Source organism: Nonomuraea sp. 10N515B, assembly GCF_052245915.1.
Classification (GTDB): Bacteria; Actinomycetota; Actinomycetes; order Streptosporangiales; family Streptosporangiaceae; genus Nonomuraea.
This window is the reverse complement of sequence record NZ_JBQQBQ010000017.1, coordinates 109,406-125,861: the sequence shown is the minus strand read 5'-3', so window position 1 is coordinate 125,861 and position 16,456 is coordinate 109,406. Positions and strand designations below refer to the sequence as shown.

At 70.0% G+C, this 16,456-nt stretch carries 9 protein-coding genes; 7 read left to right on the top strand and 2 right to left on the bottom strand.

All coding sequences use genetic code 11. The features are described 5' to 3' along the window. Positions 1-278: 278 nt before the first annotated feature. Positions 279-3,014 carry a cation-translocating P-type ATPase gene (locus ACTWQA_RS26050; protein WP_443161707.1) on the top strand — a complete coding sequence of 912 codons (2,736 nt, stop codon included), beginning with the start codon at positions 279-281 and terminating at the stop codon, positions 3,012-3,014. A 69-nt stretch (positions 3,015-3,083) separates the two neighbouring features. Here the strand turns inward: ACTWQA_RS26050 and ACTWQA_RS26045 are convergent, their stop codons facing one another. Together ACTWQA_RS26045 and qcrB are read right to left on the bottom strand one after the other, a co-directional pair. Beyond that, positions 3,084-5,852 (bottom strand): helix-turn-helix transcriptional regulator, encoded by a 2,769-nt coding sequence (locus ACTWQA_RS26045; RefSeq protein ID WP_443161706.1) that lies wholly within the window; start codon positions 5,850-5,852, stop codon positions 3,084-3,086. 99 nt (positions 5,853-5,951) lie between these two features. Beyond that, complete coding sequence (gene qcrB, locus ACTWQA_RS26040) at positions 5,952-7,475, bottom strand: cytochrome bc1 complex cytochrome b subunit (protein ID WP_443161767.1); 1,524 nt, start codon at positions 7,473-7,475, stop codon at positions 5,952-5,954. A gap of 206 nt (positions 7,476-7,681) precedes the next feature. On the opposite strand from qcrB, the gene ACTWQA_RS26035 reads away from it, so the two are divergent. From ACTWQA_RS26035 to ACTWQA_RS26010, 6 genes are all read left to right on the top strand, one after another. Next, entirely contained in the window at positions 7,682-8,173 is a 492-nt protein-coding gene (locus ACTWQA_RS26035) for a hypothetical protein (RefSeq protein ID WP_443161705.1), read from the top strand. Positions 8,174-8,819: 646 nt separating this feature from the next. Continuing rightward, a complete protein-coding gene (locus ACTWQA_RS26030; protein ID WP_443161704.1) occupies positions 8,820-10,247 on the top strand; it encodes an amino acid permease in 1,428 nt (475 codons plus the stop codon). Next, a complete protein-coding gene (locus ACTWQA_RS26025; protein WP_443161703.1) occupies positions 10,244-11,515 on the top strand; it encodes an arginine deiminase in 1,272 nt (423 codons plus the stop codon). Before ACTWQA_RS26030 ends, ACTWQA_RS26025 begins: the two co-directional genes overlap by 4 nt. After that, the gene (gene argF, locus ACTWQA_RS26020) at positions 11,512-12,513 is read left to right on the top strand and encodes an ornithine carbamoyltransferase (protein WP_443161702.1); all 1,002 of its coding nucleotides are present in this window, start codon (positions 11,512-11,514) and stop codon (positions 12,511-12,513) included. The genes ACTWQA_RS26025 and argF overlap by 4 nt, the downstream gene beginning before the upstream one ends. Position 12,514: 1 nt before the next feature. Then, positions 12,515-13,477 carry a carbamate kinase gene (locus ACTWQA_RS26015; RefSeq protein WP_443161701.1) on the top strand — a complete coding sequence of 321 codons (963 nt, stop codon included), beginning with the start codon at positions 12,515-12,517 and terminating at the stop codon, positions 13,475-13,477. 77 nt (positions 13,478-13,554) lie between these two features. Further along, the gene (locus tag ACTWQA_RS26010; RefSeq protein WP_443161700.1) at positions 13,555-16,356 is read left to right on the top strand and encodes an ATP-binding protein; all 2,802 of its coding nucleotides are present in this window, start codon (positions 13,555-13,557) and stop codon (positions 16,354-16,356) included. Positions 16,357-16,456: the final 100 nt, after the last annotated feature.

Below are 16,456 nucleotides of genomic sequence, written 5' to 3'. Positions count from 1 at the left end.
GAGAGGCCAGGCAGACGAGCCAAGTGCTTGCCAGGTTGGGTCTCCCCGCCCGGTTGCCAGAACGTCTGCCCGGCCATTAAGACCAGGGAGCCGGTCCTGTTGTGACGCCCTCAGGGCGATCACGGGAAAGCAGGCTGGCGACACCTCGACCCGGCTCCGGTCAGTCGACACGACCCACTGAAGGGACCTGTCACAACGCGCACGGTCGTCCCGGTCTTAGGAGGTGAGCCGACCTTCGCATCCCCTTCTTCAGGCGCAGCCAACAGAGGACTGACCACATGATCGAACCGGATCAGACGCCGTGGCACGCGCTGCCGGTCGGCGACGTCGCCGTCATGCTCCAAGCGGCGGCCCCGGACCAGGGCTTGTCAACCGGCGAGGCGGCGCGACGACTCGAGCGCTACGGCCCCAACCAACTGCGGGAGGCGGCCCGCGAACCGCGCTGGCGAGTGTTCCTGCGTCAGTTCCAGGACTTGATGATCGTGATCTTGCTGATCGCGGCCGTGGTCAGCCTGCTGATCTCGCGCGAGTGGGAGACCCCGCTCGCGATCTCCGTGGTCGTGCTGCTGAACGCCGCCATCGGCTTCGTTCAGGAATCCCGCGCCGAAGCCTCGCTGGAGGCGCTGCGCAAGATGACCTCCACTGTTGCGACCGTCCGGCGCGACGGCCGGCTCGCCCGCCTGGACGCCAAGGAGCTGGTTCCGGGTGATGTGGTGGCCGTCGAGGCCGGAGACCGAGTGCCCGCGGACGGGCGGCTGCTGTCCGCGGCCTCTCTGGAGGTGCGGGAGGCGGAGCTGACCGGAGAGGCGCAGCCGGTCGCCAAGTCCGTCATCGGCCGCGTCGAGGAGGGGGCGCCGCTAGCCGACCGTACGAATGCGTTGTTCATGAACACCTCGGTCACCCGCGGCCGGGGCGACATGCTCGTCACGGCCACCGGCATGGCGACCGAGACCGGCCGGATCGCCGGCCTGCTCGCCGTGGCCGAACCCGCCCCGACCCCGCTGCAACGGCAGATCAGCTCACTCAGCCGAACCCTGGCGCTCATCTCCGCCGTCGTGGTGGTCATCGTGGTCGTGCTCGGACTGGTACGCGGGCAGGAGTTCGGGGTGCTGTTCGTCACCGCCGTCTCGCTGGCCGTGGCCGCCATCCCCGAGGGGCTGCCGGCGGTGGTGGCGTTCACCCTGGCCATGGGCACCGACCGGCTCGCCCGCCGCGGCGCCATCGTCAAGCGGCTGTCCTCGGTGGAGACCCTCGGCAGCACCTCGCAGATCTGCACCGACAAGACCGGCACGCTGACCCTGAACCAGATGACCGCGCGGGAGCTCATCCTCGCGGGGCGGCGCTTCACCGTCTCCGGTCATGGCTACGCCATCGACGGACGGATCCGCTCCACCGACGGCCGCCCGCCACCGGACACCCTGGACCAGGCGTTGATCGCGATGGCGCTGTGCACCGACGCCGTGCTCCGCGAGGACGAGGAGGTGGTCGGCGACCCCACCGAGGCCGCCCTGATCGTGCTCGCCGAAAAGGGCGGCGTCGACGTCGCGGCACTGCGCCAACAGCGCCCGCGTCTGGCCGAGATCCCGTTCGACGCGGACTACAAGTTCATGGCCACCTTCCACCACTGGACCGGCGATGACGGCCGGCCGATCGTGCGCTGCTTCATCAAGGGCGCGCCGGACGTCCTGGCCGCACGGGCCACCCACTACCTGGGCCCGGACGGCATCACCGACATCGACCCGCAGGCCCGGCGACGCTACGACGAAGCCAATGCGACCCTGGCCGAGCAGGGCCGCCGGGTGCTGGCCATGGCCCACCAAGACTTCCCCGCCGACGGCTTCGACGCCAGTGCTGATATGGAGCTGCTGGACCGCATCGTCCTCATCGCCCTGGTCGGCATCGTCGACCCGCCGAGGCCGCAGGCACGCCAGGCCATCCAGCAGTGCCATGACGCGGGCATCCGCGTCCGCATGATCACCGGTGATCACGCGGTGACGGCCGCGGCCATCGCCCGCGACCTCGACATCCCCGGCCAAGCCGTCACCGGCGCCGAACTCGACCAGATCCCCGGCGACGCCGAGCTGGCCCGCCGCCTGGACGACATCGGAGTCATCGCCCGGGTCTCACCCGAGCACAAGCTCCGCATCGTCGGCGCCCTGCAGGCCCGCGGCGACGTGGTCGCGATGACCGGCGACGGTGTCAACGACGCCCCCGCGCTACGCAAGGCGGACATCGGCGTCGCCATGGGCCTGACCGGAACGGAGGTGACCAAGGAAGCGGCGACCATGGTGCTCACCGACGACAACTTCGCCACCATCGTGGGAGCCGTACGCGAAGGGCGCGGCGTCTACGACAACATCGTCAAGTTCACCCGCTTCCAGGTCTCCACCGCGCTCGGCTTCGTGCTGACGTTCCTGATCACCTCACTGACCGGCATCGCCGAGGGCGCCCCGTTCACCGCCCTGCAGATCCTCTTCGTCAACCTCGTCATGGACGGCCCGCCCGCCATGTCGCTCGGCGTCGACCCGGTCAGCCCGGACGCGATGAGCCGGCCACCCCGCCCTGCACGCGAACCCATCCTCACCAGGGAGCGCCTCATTCGCATCCTGCTGACCAGTGCCGTCATGGCGACGGGCACCGCCGCCATCCTCGCCTGGGCACCTGGGCCCGCGCCTGCCGTGGGTCAGGCCGGCGTCGCGGGCACGATGGCGCTGGTCACCTTCGTCTTCTTCCAGGCGTTCAACCTGCTCACCGTCCGCCACCCCACCCGCAGCCTGTTCCACCGCGAAACCTTGCACAACGCCAACCCACTGATCGCCACCCTCGCGGTCGTCGCCCTGCTGCTGCTCATCGTCGAACTGGACCCCCTGCACGGCTTCTTCACCACCACCGATCTCACCTTTGACCAGTGGCTGATCTGCCTGGCCGTCGGCTCGGCCATCCTGTGGGTCGGCGAACTCGTCAAAGCCCTGCTCCGCGCCCGCGACCGCCGTCAAAGCGCCCACGGCGCGTGAGCCCTCCGACCAGCCTCCGGGTGGCCATCGCCGCGACACTGCCTCGGCTGGGCCGCCGATCAGGGAGCGTCAGGCCGTAGTGGCGGGGCCTTCGAGCAGCGCGGTGCGGATCTGTTTGCGGGACACGACGCCGAGCTTCGCGAAGACCTTGCGCAAGTGCCATTCGACCGTGTGCGGGCTGATGAAGAGCTGAGCGCCGATCTCCGAGTTCGTCAGCCCGTCACCGGCCAGGCGCGCTATCTGCGTTTCCTGGCCGGTGAGAGCGTTGCGCACCATGACGGTGCGCTTGCGTACCGTCTCGCCAGTGGCCTGCAGCTCGCGCCGGGCACGTTCCGCGAACCCCTCGGCCCCCATCTGGCTGAGCATCTCGTACGCGATGCCCAGGTGCTCCCGGGCGTCGACGCGGCGGTTCTCCCGGCGCAGCCACTCACCGTAGAGCAGCCGGGTGCGGGCGAGGGCCATCCCCACCTCGGTGCGGTCAAGCCGCTCGATCGACTCACGGTACAGAGTGTCGGCGGCCGGTCCGATGCTCACCTGGGCACGCGCGCCCGCCGAGGTGCCGAGGGCCCAGTCGGTGCCACTGGCCTGTGCCATCTCGTCGAGTTGCTGGGCCGCGGCGGCGGCGGGGGCAGGCCTTCCGCTCCGGGCGGCGGCCTCGACGAGCTCGACCATGGACGAGAGGGCCAGTCCGAGCTCCTGCGGGTTCTCGCAGCCTCGCTCGGCCGCGATGTACGCCTCCTCGTAGCGACCGAGGCCGTTGTAGAGCACCGCGCTGGCCCATTGGGTGGCGGTCACCACCTTCCCTTCCCCTTGAAGGGCCGTGTCTCGCGTGATCGCTTCGATCGCCTCGCGTGTCGCGGCTTCCCGGCCTCTCCACGGCTCGACCACCATGGCACAGTACTGGGCCATGAAGCGGCTGCCCGTCACCTCACCGATCGTCACCGCCTCAGCGACCAGCGAATCCGCGACGGCAAGCTCGCCGGCGAGTGCCCGATTCGGCACGAGCAACAGGAGAGCCGACGGCAGGATCGACAGAGCCCCCGTCTCGCGTGCCAGGTCGACCAGCCTCGACGAGAGCACCGACCAGCTGTCGAAGTCCCAAACGTTAAAGGCCGTGCGGCATGCGAGCGGGAGCCAGCCAAGGCCTTCTTCCCTGGAGACCCCTTCGGCGCGGAAGGCGTCCAGGGCCTGCCGCACCATCGGCACGCCCGGCGAGTAACCCTCAGTGATCATCACTGCCACGCCATTCAGGAGCAGATCGTTGCGCTCCGGTGGCGGCCCCGCCGGTGCGGCGAGCGCCGCCTTGGCCACGTCCGCCAACTGAGCGCCGCTCGGCAGACGGCCGGCGGTGAAAGCCGCGTACAGCGCGTCACGGTAGGTCTCGCGGGCCAGCCCGGGGTCCAGCGGCTCGAGTCGCTTGCCGGCTTGGAGCAGCAGCGGCAAGCCGGCACCGGCACTTCTGGAGGCGAACATGATCTGACCACGCAGCAGGTCGGACTGGGCATGTCCGCGATCCTCCAGAGGGCTGAGTTCCGCCGCATCCAGCAGCTCGAGCGCGGCGTCGTACCCACCGGCCTGATACTTGGCCCGTGCCGCCGCCAACGCTCTGGCTCCCCGGCGCGCGGAAGCGGGGCTCAACTCGGCCGCCCGCTCCAGGAACGCGGCCGCCGCCGCCACCCCGCCACGCGCCTGCGCCCGATCGGCGGAGCGCTCGAGCTCGGCGGCCACCGTCTCGTCGGGGTCGGCCGTCGCGTTGGCCAGATGCCACGCCCGGCGGTCGGGATCCGATTGAGGGTCGGTCGCGTCGGCCAGCGCGCGGTGCACGTTCTGCCGATCCTCGGGGGCGGCCACGCGGTAGGCCGCCGAGCGCACGAGGGGATGACGGAAACGCACCCGGGTCCCCAAGGTGATCAGACCCACGGCTTCGGCCGGCGCTGCGGCGGCCGCTTCGATGCCCAGCAGCTCCGCCGCTCGCCTCAACAAGGTCACATCGCCCACCGGCTCGGCCGCCGCGATGAGCAACAGCTGCTGCGTCTGGGCCGGTAGCGACTGGACCCGCCGCAGGAAACTCTGCTCGATTTGGGTCAACAGCGGCCGCGCGTCGGGCCGCGCGAACCCACCTGCCAGCTCCGCCGCCGTCAATCCGCGGGGCAGCTCGAGCAGGGCCAGCGGGTTTCCCTGCGTCTCGGCGAGGATCCGGTCCCGGACCCGCTCGTCGAGCCGCCCGGGGGTCACGGAGTCCAGCAGGGCGCGGGCGTCGCTGTCGCTCAATCGCCCCACCTCGAGCTGCGGCAGCCCCGTCAACTCGGGTTCGAGGCCGGGCTCGCGCACCGCGAGCACCAGCCCGATCCGCTCCGCGAGCAGGCGCCGGGCGACGAAGGCGAGGGTCTGCGCGGAGACTCGATCGAGCCACTGGGCGTCATCGACGAGGCAGACCAGCGGCTCCTTCTCGGCCACGTCGGCCAGCAGGCTGAGCACTGCGAGCCCGACCAGGAAACGGTCCGGTGGAGTGCCCGCGCTCAGGCCGAACGCCGTACCGAGCGCGTCGCGTTGCGGCTCCGGCAGTCGACCGAGACGATCCAGAAACGGGGCGCACAACTGATGTAGCCCGCCGAAGGCCAGCTCCATCTCAGATTCCACGCCCGCCGCCCTGGCGATCCGGCAGCCGGACGCGCTGGTCCGCGCGTATTCCAGCAGCGCCGTCTTACCGATGCCGGCCTCGCCGCGCACAACCATGACCGAGCTGTGGCCGGCCTGCACCCTCGCCACGAGCTGGTCCAGCGTCTCGCACTCGATCTGCCGACCACGTAGCTGCAACCCGGAATCCCTGCTTGCCATGGCACCGCCCCGCCGGGCATACGCCCATTGACCATTGACTGTCGAAGGTAGGAGGCGACCGGCTCTACGTCGTAATTGGGCAGGGCTTCACCCATCCTGTCAGCGGCTGCTCCAGGAGCGGTGGAGCGCCTCTCGGATCCGGTGTTTGGCCGGCGGCGGGACGTCCCCGTTGCTCACGGGCGGCAACGCGGGCGGGCTCTCGGGGGCGGGCGGCGCGAGCTTCGCCTTCTCTTCCTCGGTCGCCGGCCGTTCGACCTCGGTGAAGCCGCCGCCGGGCCCGCGTACGATCACGCCGGTCTCCACGCCGTGCTCGACCGTGTGCCGGTCCCGCGCTTGCAGCCCCAGGCAGATCCACCGGGTGACCACGTACGCCAGCACCGGCCCTGCCAGGATCGCCACCCGGAAGATCCACGTCGTCGCGTTCAGGGAGATGTGGAAGGTCGAGGCGATCAGGTCGTTGCCTCCGGACATCCACAGCACCCCGTAGTACACGATCCCCGCGACCCCGATCCCGGTCCGCGTCGGTACGTCGCGCGGCCGGTCGAGCAGATTGTGCACGGCCCGGTCACCGGTGACCCACCGCTCCACGAACGGATACAGCGCGAGGCCGGCGAACAGCAACCCCGGCGCCGCCAGTGCGGGGATCAGCACACTCATGGTCACGGTGTGGCCGAACACGGTGAACTCCCACGGCGGCATGAGCCGCAGCGCGCCCTCCAGGAACCCCATGTACCAGTCGGGCTGGGAGCCCGCACTGACCGTGCTGGGCACGTACGGCCCGTACAGCCAGATCGGGTTGATCTGGAACACCGTGGCCAGCAGCGCGATCACCCCGGTCACCCACAGGAGGAACGCCGTCGTCTTCGCCAGGAACGCCGGGAAGAACGGATCCCCGCGCACCAAGCGCTCGTTCAGTCCTTTCGCCCGGAACTGCGTGTGCATCTGCCGCCACGTCAGCACCACCGCATGCAGCGGCACCAGCACCAGCAGCAGGCCCGGAATGAGCAGCACGTGGAGGCTGTAGAGGCGGGAGATGATGTCATCGCCGGGGAACTCGCCGCCGAACAGGAACGTCGCCAGGTACGTGCCCACCAGCGGCACCGACAGCGTGACCCCGTGCAGGATGCGCAGCCCGGCCCCGGACAGCAGGTCGTCGGGCAGCGAGTAGCCGAGCAGTCCGTTGAGCATCACCAGCCCGAACAGGGCCATGCCGATCAGCCAGTTCAGCTCGCGCGGCTTGCGGAAGGCGCCGGTGAAGAAGTTGCGCAGCAGGTGCGCCACGATCCCGCCGATGAAGATCAGCGTGCCCCAGTGGTGCATCTGCCGGACCAGCAGGCCGCCTCGCACCTCGAAGCTGATCTCCAAGGAGGACGCGTACGCCTGGCTCATCGTGACGCCGCGCAGCGGCACATACGCGCCGTCGTAGACGACCTCCTCCATGGACGGCTTGAAGAAGAACGTGAGGAAGACGCCAGTGACCAGGACGACCACGAAGGCGTACAGGGCGATCTCGCCCAGCAGGAATGTCCAGTGGTTGGCGAAGGCCTTGCGCATCGCCCTGTTCAGGAAACCGGCGCCGCCGACACGATCGTCAAGCGTCTTGGCCAGTGAGCCGACCTTCATCGTCACCCCGCACCCGGCTCGGTTGCATTGTCACAGCCAACGACCGGATGGCGCGGCGATATGTGACACGCGGTGCCAGAAGGGAGACGCATGTCCCTGTCACAGCTTGCCGAGCTGTCCTGTCAGAGGGTGGTACCACCACCATCGGCAAGGAGTGCATCATGGATGCCCGCTTGAGCGGCTCAGGTGAAAGTTGAGATCGCCTGATGCAGGCTTTCCTCCACACGGCGGGAGCATCGGTCGGCTGCGTCCTGGCCCTCGCCCCGGCCCTGCTGCCCTCCGCCCGTCCCACCAGAAGGTGGCCGCACGTCGTCATGGCGCTCGGCATGGCGGCCGGGCATCTGGGGGGCTTGTTCCTCTCCATCGCGGTGCTCGTGCTGCTGACCGCCGGCTGGCTCTGCGGCTCCTCCTCCCGTCGCGCCGAGATCGGGCATCACATCCAGGACTTCGTGGTCATGTCCCTGCTTTTGGTGCTGACGGCGTTCAGCGGGCCGCCTCTGGCCGGCGCTTCGTCCGGGCACCTGCATGGGAGCGGTTCGCTCGCCACGGTGGCCCTGGTCATCGGGCTGGGCTGGACCTGCGCTCGGCTCATCCGTGTTCTGCCCGAGCCGAGCGCCGACCGAAGAGTGCTCAGCCAGGATGTGTGCTCGGCCGGAATGGCGGCCAGCATGGCCTTCATGGCCGCATTGGCCCTCTGATGCTGTTTGATGAGGTTTTCCGGCAGGCGCAACGTTCGGGCCCCGACAAGAGCGGGCCGCCGCCGAAGATCGACGTGGTCGCCACCGTGCCGGGGGCGCCGCCTGCGCGGGAGGGAGCCGAGGCGATGACGCTCCTGGTCACGTTGCCACCGAACAGCCCCGGCGCGCCGCCTCACCGGCACTCCGGGCCCGCGTACGGGTTCGTGGTCAAGGGGGCCATCAAACTTCGAGCTCGAAGGCGACCCCGTGCGGGTTGTCCGGGCCGGTGAGGCGTTCTCCGAGCCCGGTGGGGACGTGATCCGTCGCGCGCCGCAGTCATGACCAAGGTCTCGTTGACTGCACTCGTTCGCGCTCTGCTGACGCACCTGCATGAACGCGAGCAACCTGGCGAGGTCACGGTGCACGGGCGGGTACGGCTTGTCGCCCCTGCACGAGCACCAACGGCCATGAGCGCCAGATGAGCGTTGTCACCGTTCCGAGTCACTGCTTCGCCAGACACGCCTGGGGCGTGCGGTGTCACGAATCGGATGGCCGCCCGGTCCAAGTGGGCGAACCAATCCGATCAGTGGTGAGAGAGGTGGATCATGAGGGCTGCTTGTCACCGGAGACCGGCCTCAGGCGCCGGCATTCCCATGAGGAGCTCGTGATGAGCCATGACATCGGAGCGCCGCGACAGGCGGGCAGCGGCTCGCCGCCTCCGGACGCCACCCGTCCTTCAGTCTCGGCCGGGCCGCCGACCGGGCGTGAGCCGGGTGAGCGCCGCTTCGGGCTCGGTACGGCGTCGGCGCTGGTGGTCGGCTCGGTCATCGGGACCGGAGTGTTCGCTCTGCCCTCCGCTTTGGCGGTGTTCGGTCCGATCTCGCTGGTGGCGTTCGGGCTCGTCACGATCGGTGCGATCGCGCTGGCGCTGACATTCCGCGATCTCGCGGTGCGCCTGCCCGGCGCGGGTGGCCCCTACGTCTACGCCCGCGACGCGTTCGGCGAGTTCGCCGGATTCCTCATCGCCTGGAGCTACTGGATCACCGCGTGGGCCGGGAACGCCGCGATCGTCGTGGCGTGGGTCGGCTATGTCGAGGTGTTCTGGAACACCGGGCACGAGATCGGGTGGTCGATCGTCATCGCGCTGGTCGGGCTGCTCCTGCCGGCGCTGGTCAACCTGATGGGCTTGCGCAGCTTCGCCGCGTTCCAGGTCGTCACGACTGTTCTCAAGTTCATCCCGCTGTTGTTCATGGCCACCATCGGCCTGCTGTTCATCAACACGGCGAACTTCGGCGCATTCAATGCCAGTGGGACCTCCTGGCTCGGCGCGATCAGCGCCGCAGGCGCCATCGCCCTGTTCAGTTACCTGGGCATCGAGACCGCATCGGTCGCCGCGGCCCGGGTCCGGGACCCGAAGCGGAACGTCGGCCGAGCCACCGTGCTGGGCACCCTGGCCTGCGCCGCGGTCTACATCCTCGGCACCGTCACCGTTTTCGGCACCGTGGCGCACGACGACCTCGTCAGCTCCACCGCGCCCTTCACCGACGCGGCCAACGCCATCTTCGGTGGTCAGTGGGCGGGGGCCACGGTCGCCGCGGCAGCCGTCGTGTCCGGCTTCGGGGCGCTGGTCGGCTGGACCCTGATCGTGGCCGAGATGCCGCGGGCAGCGGCGCAGGACGGGTTGTTCCCGACCGCCTTCGCCAGGCAGAACCGTGCCGGCGTTCCCGCGTTCGGGATCGTCATCTCGACCCTGTTGGCTGCGGGACTCACCGTCGTCAGCTACACCAGCTTCGAGCAAGTGTTCATCACCGTCGTGCTCTTGTCGGTGCTCACCTCGGTCGTCCCGTACCTGCTGTCCGCAGCGGCACAGCTGTATTGGCTGCGCACCGACGGCAGGCGGCTACGGGTCAGGCATCTGGCGCGCGACGTCGTCGTCTCGGCGCTCGCGCTGGCGTTCGGCTTCTGGGCCCTCGCCGGGAGCGGCTACGCGGCCGTCTACTACGGGACGTTCTGCCTGCTGCTCGGTGTGCCGGTGTACGTGTGGGTCAAGGCCCGCCGCGGCATGTACGGCGAGACCCCGGCGGTGACGCGATGACCACGGACCAGGACATCGCGTTGAAGGTCGGCATCCATTCCGAGATCGGCCGGCTGCGCGAGGTCATCGTGCACCGGCCCGGACCCGAACTGGACCGGCTGACCCCGGACAACGCCGCCGACCTGCTGTTCGACGACGTGCTCTGGGCAGACCGCGCCCGCCGCGAACACGACGAGTTCGTCGAGGTGATGAGAGGCCACGGCGTACGGGTGCACCTGTTCGCCGATCTGCTGGCACAGGCGCTCGCGACGGACGCCGGTCGGCACTTCGCCGTGAATCGCGTGTGCACCGACCAGCAGTTCGGGCCGGCTCTGGCTGCAGAGTTGCGGGCGCTGTTGTTGGACACCGACCCGGTCTCGCTGGCCGACTACCTGATCGGCGGGGTCCTGAAGTCGGACATCGACGTGCCCGGCAGGGCCAGCGTGGCGTGGCAAAGCCTCGGCACCGACGACTTCGTGCTCACCCCGCTGCCCAACACGCTGTTCCAACGCGACAACTCGGCGTGGATCGGACGGAGCGTCGCGGTCAACCCCATGGCCAAGTCGGCTCGGAGCCGCGAGTCGATCAACACCCGCACCGTCTACCGGCACCATCCGCTGTTCACCGACGCCGACTTCGTGACCGTCTACGGCGACGACGACCTCGCTCACGCCCCGGCCACGCTGGAGGGCGGCGACATCCACGTCATCGCCCGGGGCGTCGTCATGGTCGGAATGGGCGAGCGCACCACGCCGATGGGCATGGAGATGCTTGCCCGGCGGCTCTTCTCGGATGGCCACGCCCGCCGCGTCCTGGCCGTCGAGCTGCCCAAAGCCCGCTCGACGATGCACCTGGACACCGTGCTCACGATGGTCGACGTCGCCACCTTCGTGGCCTACCCCTACTTCGACCAGGCCGCGGCCCGGGTCTGGCTGCTCACCCCCGCCCCTGTCGGGAAGGGCGTGAACGTCCAGCACCTGATAGGGCTGACCGCCGGACTGCGCGAGGCGATCGAGGACGACGACGTCCGCGTCCTCACCGCTGTGGGGGACCGACGCGAGGCCGAGCGGGAGCAGTGGAACGACGCCGACAACTTCCTGGCGATCTCTCCCGGAGTGGTACTCGGATACGAGCGCAACACCGCGACCAACGCCATGCTGCGCGACCACGGCCTCGAGGTCATTCCTCTGGCCGGTGGCGAACTCGGCCGCGGACGCGGCGGCGCACGGTGCATGACCTGCCCCATCCTGCGCGACCCCGTACCCTTCTCCTCGAAGGAATCGCCATGACCCGCTCAGCGGCATCCCGCTCGTTGCTCACCGTGACCGACCTCGGCCGCGAGGGTTTCCTCGAGATGCTCGACCGCGCCGCGGGGCTCAAGGAAGCCAAGAGGGCCGGACGTGAACGACCCGCATTGACCGGCCGCAACATCGCCCTGGTATTCCAGAAGGACTCCACCCGCACCCGATGCGCGTTCGAGGTGGCCGCGTACGACCAGGGCGCCCACGTCACCTACCTCGGACCGTCCGGGTCACACCTCGGGCGGGAGGAAAGCGTCGCCGACACCGCGCGGGTGCTGGGTGCGCTGTTCGACGGGATCGAGTTCCGTGGGTTCGCCCAGGAGACCGTCGAGGAGCTGGCCCGGCACGCCGGTGTGCCGGTCTGGAACGGGCTCACCGACGAGTGGCACCCGACCCAGATGCTCGCCGACGTCCTCACCATGCGCGAACACCAGCCCGGCGGGATCGAGACGATCAGCTACTGCTTCGTCGGCGACGGGCGCGGCAACGTCGCCCGGTCGCTGCTCGTCACCGGGGCCATGCTCGGCATGGACGTACGGATCGCCGCACCCGACGAGCTGCGCCCTCCCGAACCACTGGTGAAGGAGGCCGAGCGCATGGCGCCGGCCAGCGGCGCCCGGGTGACCGTCACCGAGGACCTGGCGACGGCGCTCGACGGCGCCGCCTTCGTCTACACCGACGTGTGGGTCAGCATGGGCGAGGCCGAAGCCGAGTGGGACCGGCGCGTTCCGCTGCTCACGCCCTACCGGGTCACGGCGGAGGTGATGGCCGCCACGGGCCGTCCCGACACGCGGTTCCTCCATTGCCTCCCGGCCGTGCACGACACCACCACCGAGCTCGGCCTGCGGATCCACCAGCGCTACGGACTCGTCGGGGCCGAGGTCACTGACGAGGTGTTCACCTCCGCCGCCTCCGTGGTCTTCCAACAGGCGGAGAACCGGCTGCACACCATCAAGGCTCTGCTCGTCGCGGCGCTGGGAGAGTGACATGCTGCTTGTCGTCGCGTTGGGCGGGAACGCCCTGCTCGAGCGAGGCGAACGCCCCGATGCGGCGGTGCAACGGCAGCACGTGCGGTCCGCCGCCCGTGCGCTGGCGCCGCTCGCCGCTGAGCACACGCTCGTGCTCTGCCACGGCAACGGGCCACAGATCGGGATGCTGGCCGTCGAGAGCGAGAACGACCCTGCCCTGGCCCACCCGTTCCCCCTCGACACGCTCGGTGCCCAGACGCAGGGCATGATCGGATACTGGCTGTCGCAGGAACTCGGCAACGCGGGCATGGGCCGACCAGTTGTCACGATCGTCACGCAGACCGAGATCGACGCGGATGATCCGGCGTTCCGCACCCCGACGAAGTTCGTCGGTCAAGGCTACCCAGAGCCGGTAGCCCGCAGGTTCGCGCTGGAGCATGGGTGGACGGTTGCCCGGGATGGCCGGGCCTGGCGTCGGGTCGTCGCGTCCCCGTCACCCCGCCGGATCGTCGAACTTCCCACCATCCGGCAACTGGTCGCCGGCGGCACGACCGTGATCTGCGGCGGCGGGGGCGGGGTGCCTGTCCTCGCCCGGGACGGCGGGCGATTCGAGGGTGCGCAGGCCGTCGTCGACAAGGACCTCACGGCGGCGCTGCTGGCGATCGAATTGGGAGCCGACCGTCTCGTAGTGCTCACCGACGTCGACGCCGTCCGGCGTGACTTCGGCACCCCTCAGGAGCAATCGCTCTCCACGGTGGACGTCGGCGAGCTACGCGCCATGCGCTTCCCAGCCGGATCGATGGCACCGAAGATCGACGCCTGCATCCGGTTCGTCACCGCGACCGGACGGGCGGCGGCGATCGGGGCACTGCGGGATGCGTCCGCGGTGCTGGCCGCCACGGCCGGAACCACCATCACGGCATCGACCGACTCAGCGGGGACGCCGCACGCCGTTTCATCCGGTACGGCCCTGACGACCTGACCGTCGACGAAGCCGCTCGCAGTGGTACGGCGTGCCGGCCGTGGGTTCCAGACGACACCTATCGCGCGAAAGGGTCAATGGCTCTAACCTCGTCTCAGGGTGGTGGGGCCATGACAAGCGGTGCGGGGGCGCATAAGCTCCGCGATCGGCGTGTGGAGTGCGCGGTGCTGGACCGGCTGCTCGCTGACGTACGCTCCGGTCCAGGGCGAGCCTTGCTGATCCGTGGTGAGGCAGGCGTCGGGAAATCGGCCTTGCTCGATTACCTCGTGGGGCGTTCGACCGAATACAGGGTTGCGCGTGCGGCAGGTGTCGAATCGGAAATGGAGGTGCCCTTCGCAGGTTTGCATCAGTTGTGCGCGCCGATGCTTGATCTTCGCGATCGCATACCGGGTCCGCAGAGCGATGCGTTGGCCATCGCGTTCGGCTACAGCGTCGGAAGCCCGCCGGACAGGTTTCTGCTCGGAGTGGCCGTCTTGAGTCTGCTGGCGGTGGTGTCGGAGGACAGGCCGCTCCTCTGCGTCATCGACGATGGACAGTGGCTGGACCAGGCTTCGGTGCAGACATTGACGTTCGTCTCGCGACGTCTGTTCGCCGAGCGAATCGGTGTGGTGTTCTCGGTCCGGGAGCCGGCGGCCGGACCTGAGTGGCGAGGCTTGCCGGAGTTGACAGTGGGCGGCTTGCCCGAAGACGACGCCCGCGCACTGCTGGACTCGGCCGTTCCCGGGCGGCTCGACGAACGGGTACGGGATCGGATCGTGGCGGAGACGCGGGGCAATCCGCTGGCCCTGCTGGAGTTGCCGCGGGGATTGACGGCGGCGGAGTTGGCCGGTGGGTTCGGGCGGCCGGACGTTCAGCCGTTGGCGAGCCAGATCGAGCACAGCTTCGCCCGGCGGGTGCGGTCGCTGCCGGCGCCGACGCAGAAGATGCTGCTGACGGCGGCGGCCGAGCCGCTCGGCGACATGACGTTGTTGCTCCGCGCGACTCAGCTGCTGGACCTCCCGATGAGCGCGGGGGCGTCGGCGGAGGCAGCCGGGCTGATCGAGCTGGGTTCCCGGGTGCGGTTCCGGCATCCGCTGGTGCGGACGGCGATCTACCGGGCGGCGACGCCTGCCGACCGCCGCACCGTGCATCGAGCCCTCGCCGAGGCGATCGACCCGGCTGTCGACCCCGACCGGCGCGCCTGGCACCGTGCACACGCGGCCGCCGATGCCGACGAAGAGGTCGCCGCCGAACTGGTCAGCTCTGCCGACCGGGCCCAGCGTCGCGGTGGTGTCGCGGCCGTGGCCGAGTTCCTGCGGCGCGCGACCGAGCTGACCCCCGACGCGGCGACGCGCGCGATCCGCGCCTTGTCCGCCGCCGAGGCCGCCCTGCGTTGCGGCGCCTTCGACGTCGCGCTGGCGCTGCTGCTCACGGCAGACGAGGGTCCGGCCGACGAGTTCCACCGGGCACTGGTGAATCTGATGCGGGCACAGATCGCCTTCGCCTCCGGTCAGGACATGGCCGCGCCGCGTCTGCTCCTCGAAGCAGGCCGTCGGCTCGAGCCGCTGGACAGTGAGCTCGCCCGGGACACCTACCGCGACGCGATGGGGGCGGCCCTGCTCGCCGGGGGGTTCGCCGATGGTTCCGGTGTACTGGCGGTGGCGCGGGCGGTGCAAGCGGCGCCGAAACCGACGCGGCACCGGCCCGGCGATCTCCTGCTGGACAGCCTCACCACGCTGTTCACCGACGGATACCCGGCCGCCGTACCGCTGGCGAAGAAGGCTCTGCGGGCGTTCCGCACCGAGGACACGTCCGGCGCGAAGGACCAGCCCTGGTTGTGGCTGGCGGGGGTCACCGCCGCCGACATGTGGGACGACGAGAGCTGGGCGATCCTGACCGAGCGGCACGTACGTGTCGCCCGTGACGTCGGCGATCTCAGCACTCTTCCCTTCACCCTCAACTCGCTCGTGGTCATGCGCCTCTTCTCCGGTGACCGCGCGGCGGCCGTCTCGCTGGTCGCGGAGATCCAGGCGATCGGGGAGGCGACCGGGGTCGCGCTGGCGCCGTACGGTGCGTTGGCGCTGGCAGCCTGGCATGGCGACGAGGCTGCCGCCGCCCCGCTCATCGAGGCGGGCCTGGCCGATGTGGTGGCCCGCGGCGAAGACAGCGGAGTCATGGTCACCCACTGGGCGCAGGCGCTGCTGCTGAACGGACTCGCCCGTTACCAGGACGCCGTCCCGGCGGCCCGCGCCGCGACCGAGCATCCGGTGGAATCCGCCGTCGTCTACTGGGCACTGTCGGAGCTGATCGAATCAGCCGTTCGCAGCGGCGAGCCTGAGCTTGCGGCCTCCGCTTACGAGCGCCTCGCCGCGACGGCCCGAGCCAGCGGGACCGAGTGGGCGCTCGGTGTGCTGGCCCGAGCCGGGGCCCTGCTGGCGACCGGCCGTACGGCGGAGGCCCTGTACCAGCAGGCGATCGACCACCTCGGCCGGACCCGGATCCGGATGGAACTGGCCCGCGGCCACCTGCTGTACGGCGAGTGGCTGCGGCGGGAAGACCGGCGCCAGGAGGCCCGCCGCTCGCTCCGCGCCGCCTACGACATGTTCACCGCGGCCGGCGCCAACGCGTTCGCGGACCGCGCCCGCTACGAGCTCGCCGCCGTCGGCGAGTCGCTCGCCAAGCGCGCCGCCCGCGCGAGCGACACCCTGACCCCGCAGGAGGCGCACATCGCCGGGCTCGCCGCCAGTGGGCTGACCAACGCCGCGATCGGCGCACAGCTGTTCCTCAGTCCGCATACCGTCGAGTGGCACCTGCGCAAGGTCTTCGCCAAGCTGGGCATCACGTCACGCAGGCAGCTTCGCCCGTCGGACGTCGGTACCGGCCGGAAGAGCGCGGGCTAGGCACCGCGCTGCTGAGCTAAAGGTCGGTGGCCGGGGTGGGTGGGAGTGGCCGCGTTGGTGATCACCTCACGTACGCGGCGTCGCGGCGGCGGGGCTGGCC

What these genes read in the sequence shown, in the direction of transcription:
- ACTWQA_RS26035 (WP_443161705.1), top strand. Translation starts at nt 7,682, where the DNA reads ATGCAGGCTTTCCTCCACACGGCGGGAGCATCGGTCGGCTGCGTCCTG.
- ACTWQA_RS26010 (WP_443161700.1), top strand. Translation starts at nt 13,555, where the DNA reads ATGGCTCTAACCTCGTCTCAGGGTGGTGGGGCCATGACAAGCGGTGCG.
- ACTWQA_RS26015 (WP_443161701.1), top strand. Translation starts at nt 12,515, where the DNA reads ATGCTGCTTGTCGTCGCGTTGGGCGGGAACGCCCTGCTCGAGCGAGGC.
- argF (WP_443161702.1), top strand. Translation starts at nt 11,512, where the DNA reads ATGACCCGCTCAGCGGCATCCCGCTCGTTGCTCACCGTGACCGACCTC.
- ACTWQA_RS26025 (WP_443161703.1), top strand. Translation starts at nt 10,244, where the DNA reads ATGACCACGGACCAGGACATCGCGTTGAAGGTCGGCATCCATTCCGAG.
- qcrB (WP_443161767.1), bottom strand. Translation starts at nt 7,475, where the DNA reads ATGAAGGTCGGCTCACTGGCCAAGACGCTTGACGATCGTGTCGGCGGC.
- ACTWQA_RS26050 (WP_443161707.1), top strand. Translation starts at nt 279, where the DNA reads ATGATCGAACCGGATCAGACGCCGTGGCACGCGCTGCCGGTCGGCGAC.
- ACTWQA_RS26045 (WP_443161706.1), bottom strand. Translation starts at nt 5,852, where the DNA reads ATGGCAAGCAGGGATTCCGGGTTGCAGCTACGTGGTCGGCAGATCGAG.
- ACTWQA_RS26030 (WP_443161704.1), top strand. Translation starts at nt 8,820, where the DNA reads ATGAGCCATGACATCGGAGCGCCGCGACAGGCGGGCAGCGGCTCGCCG.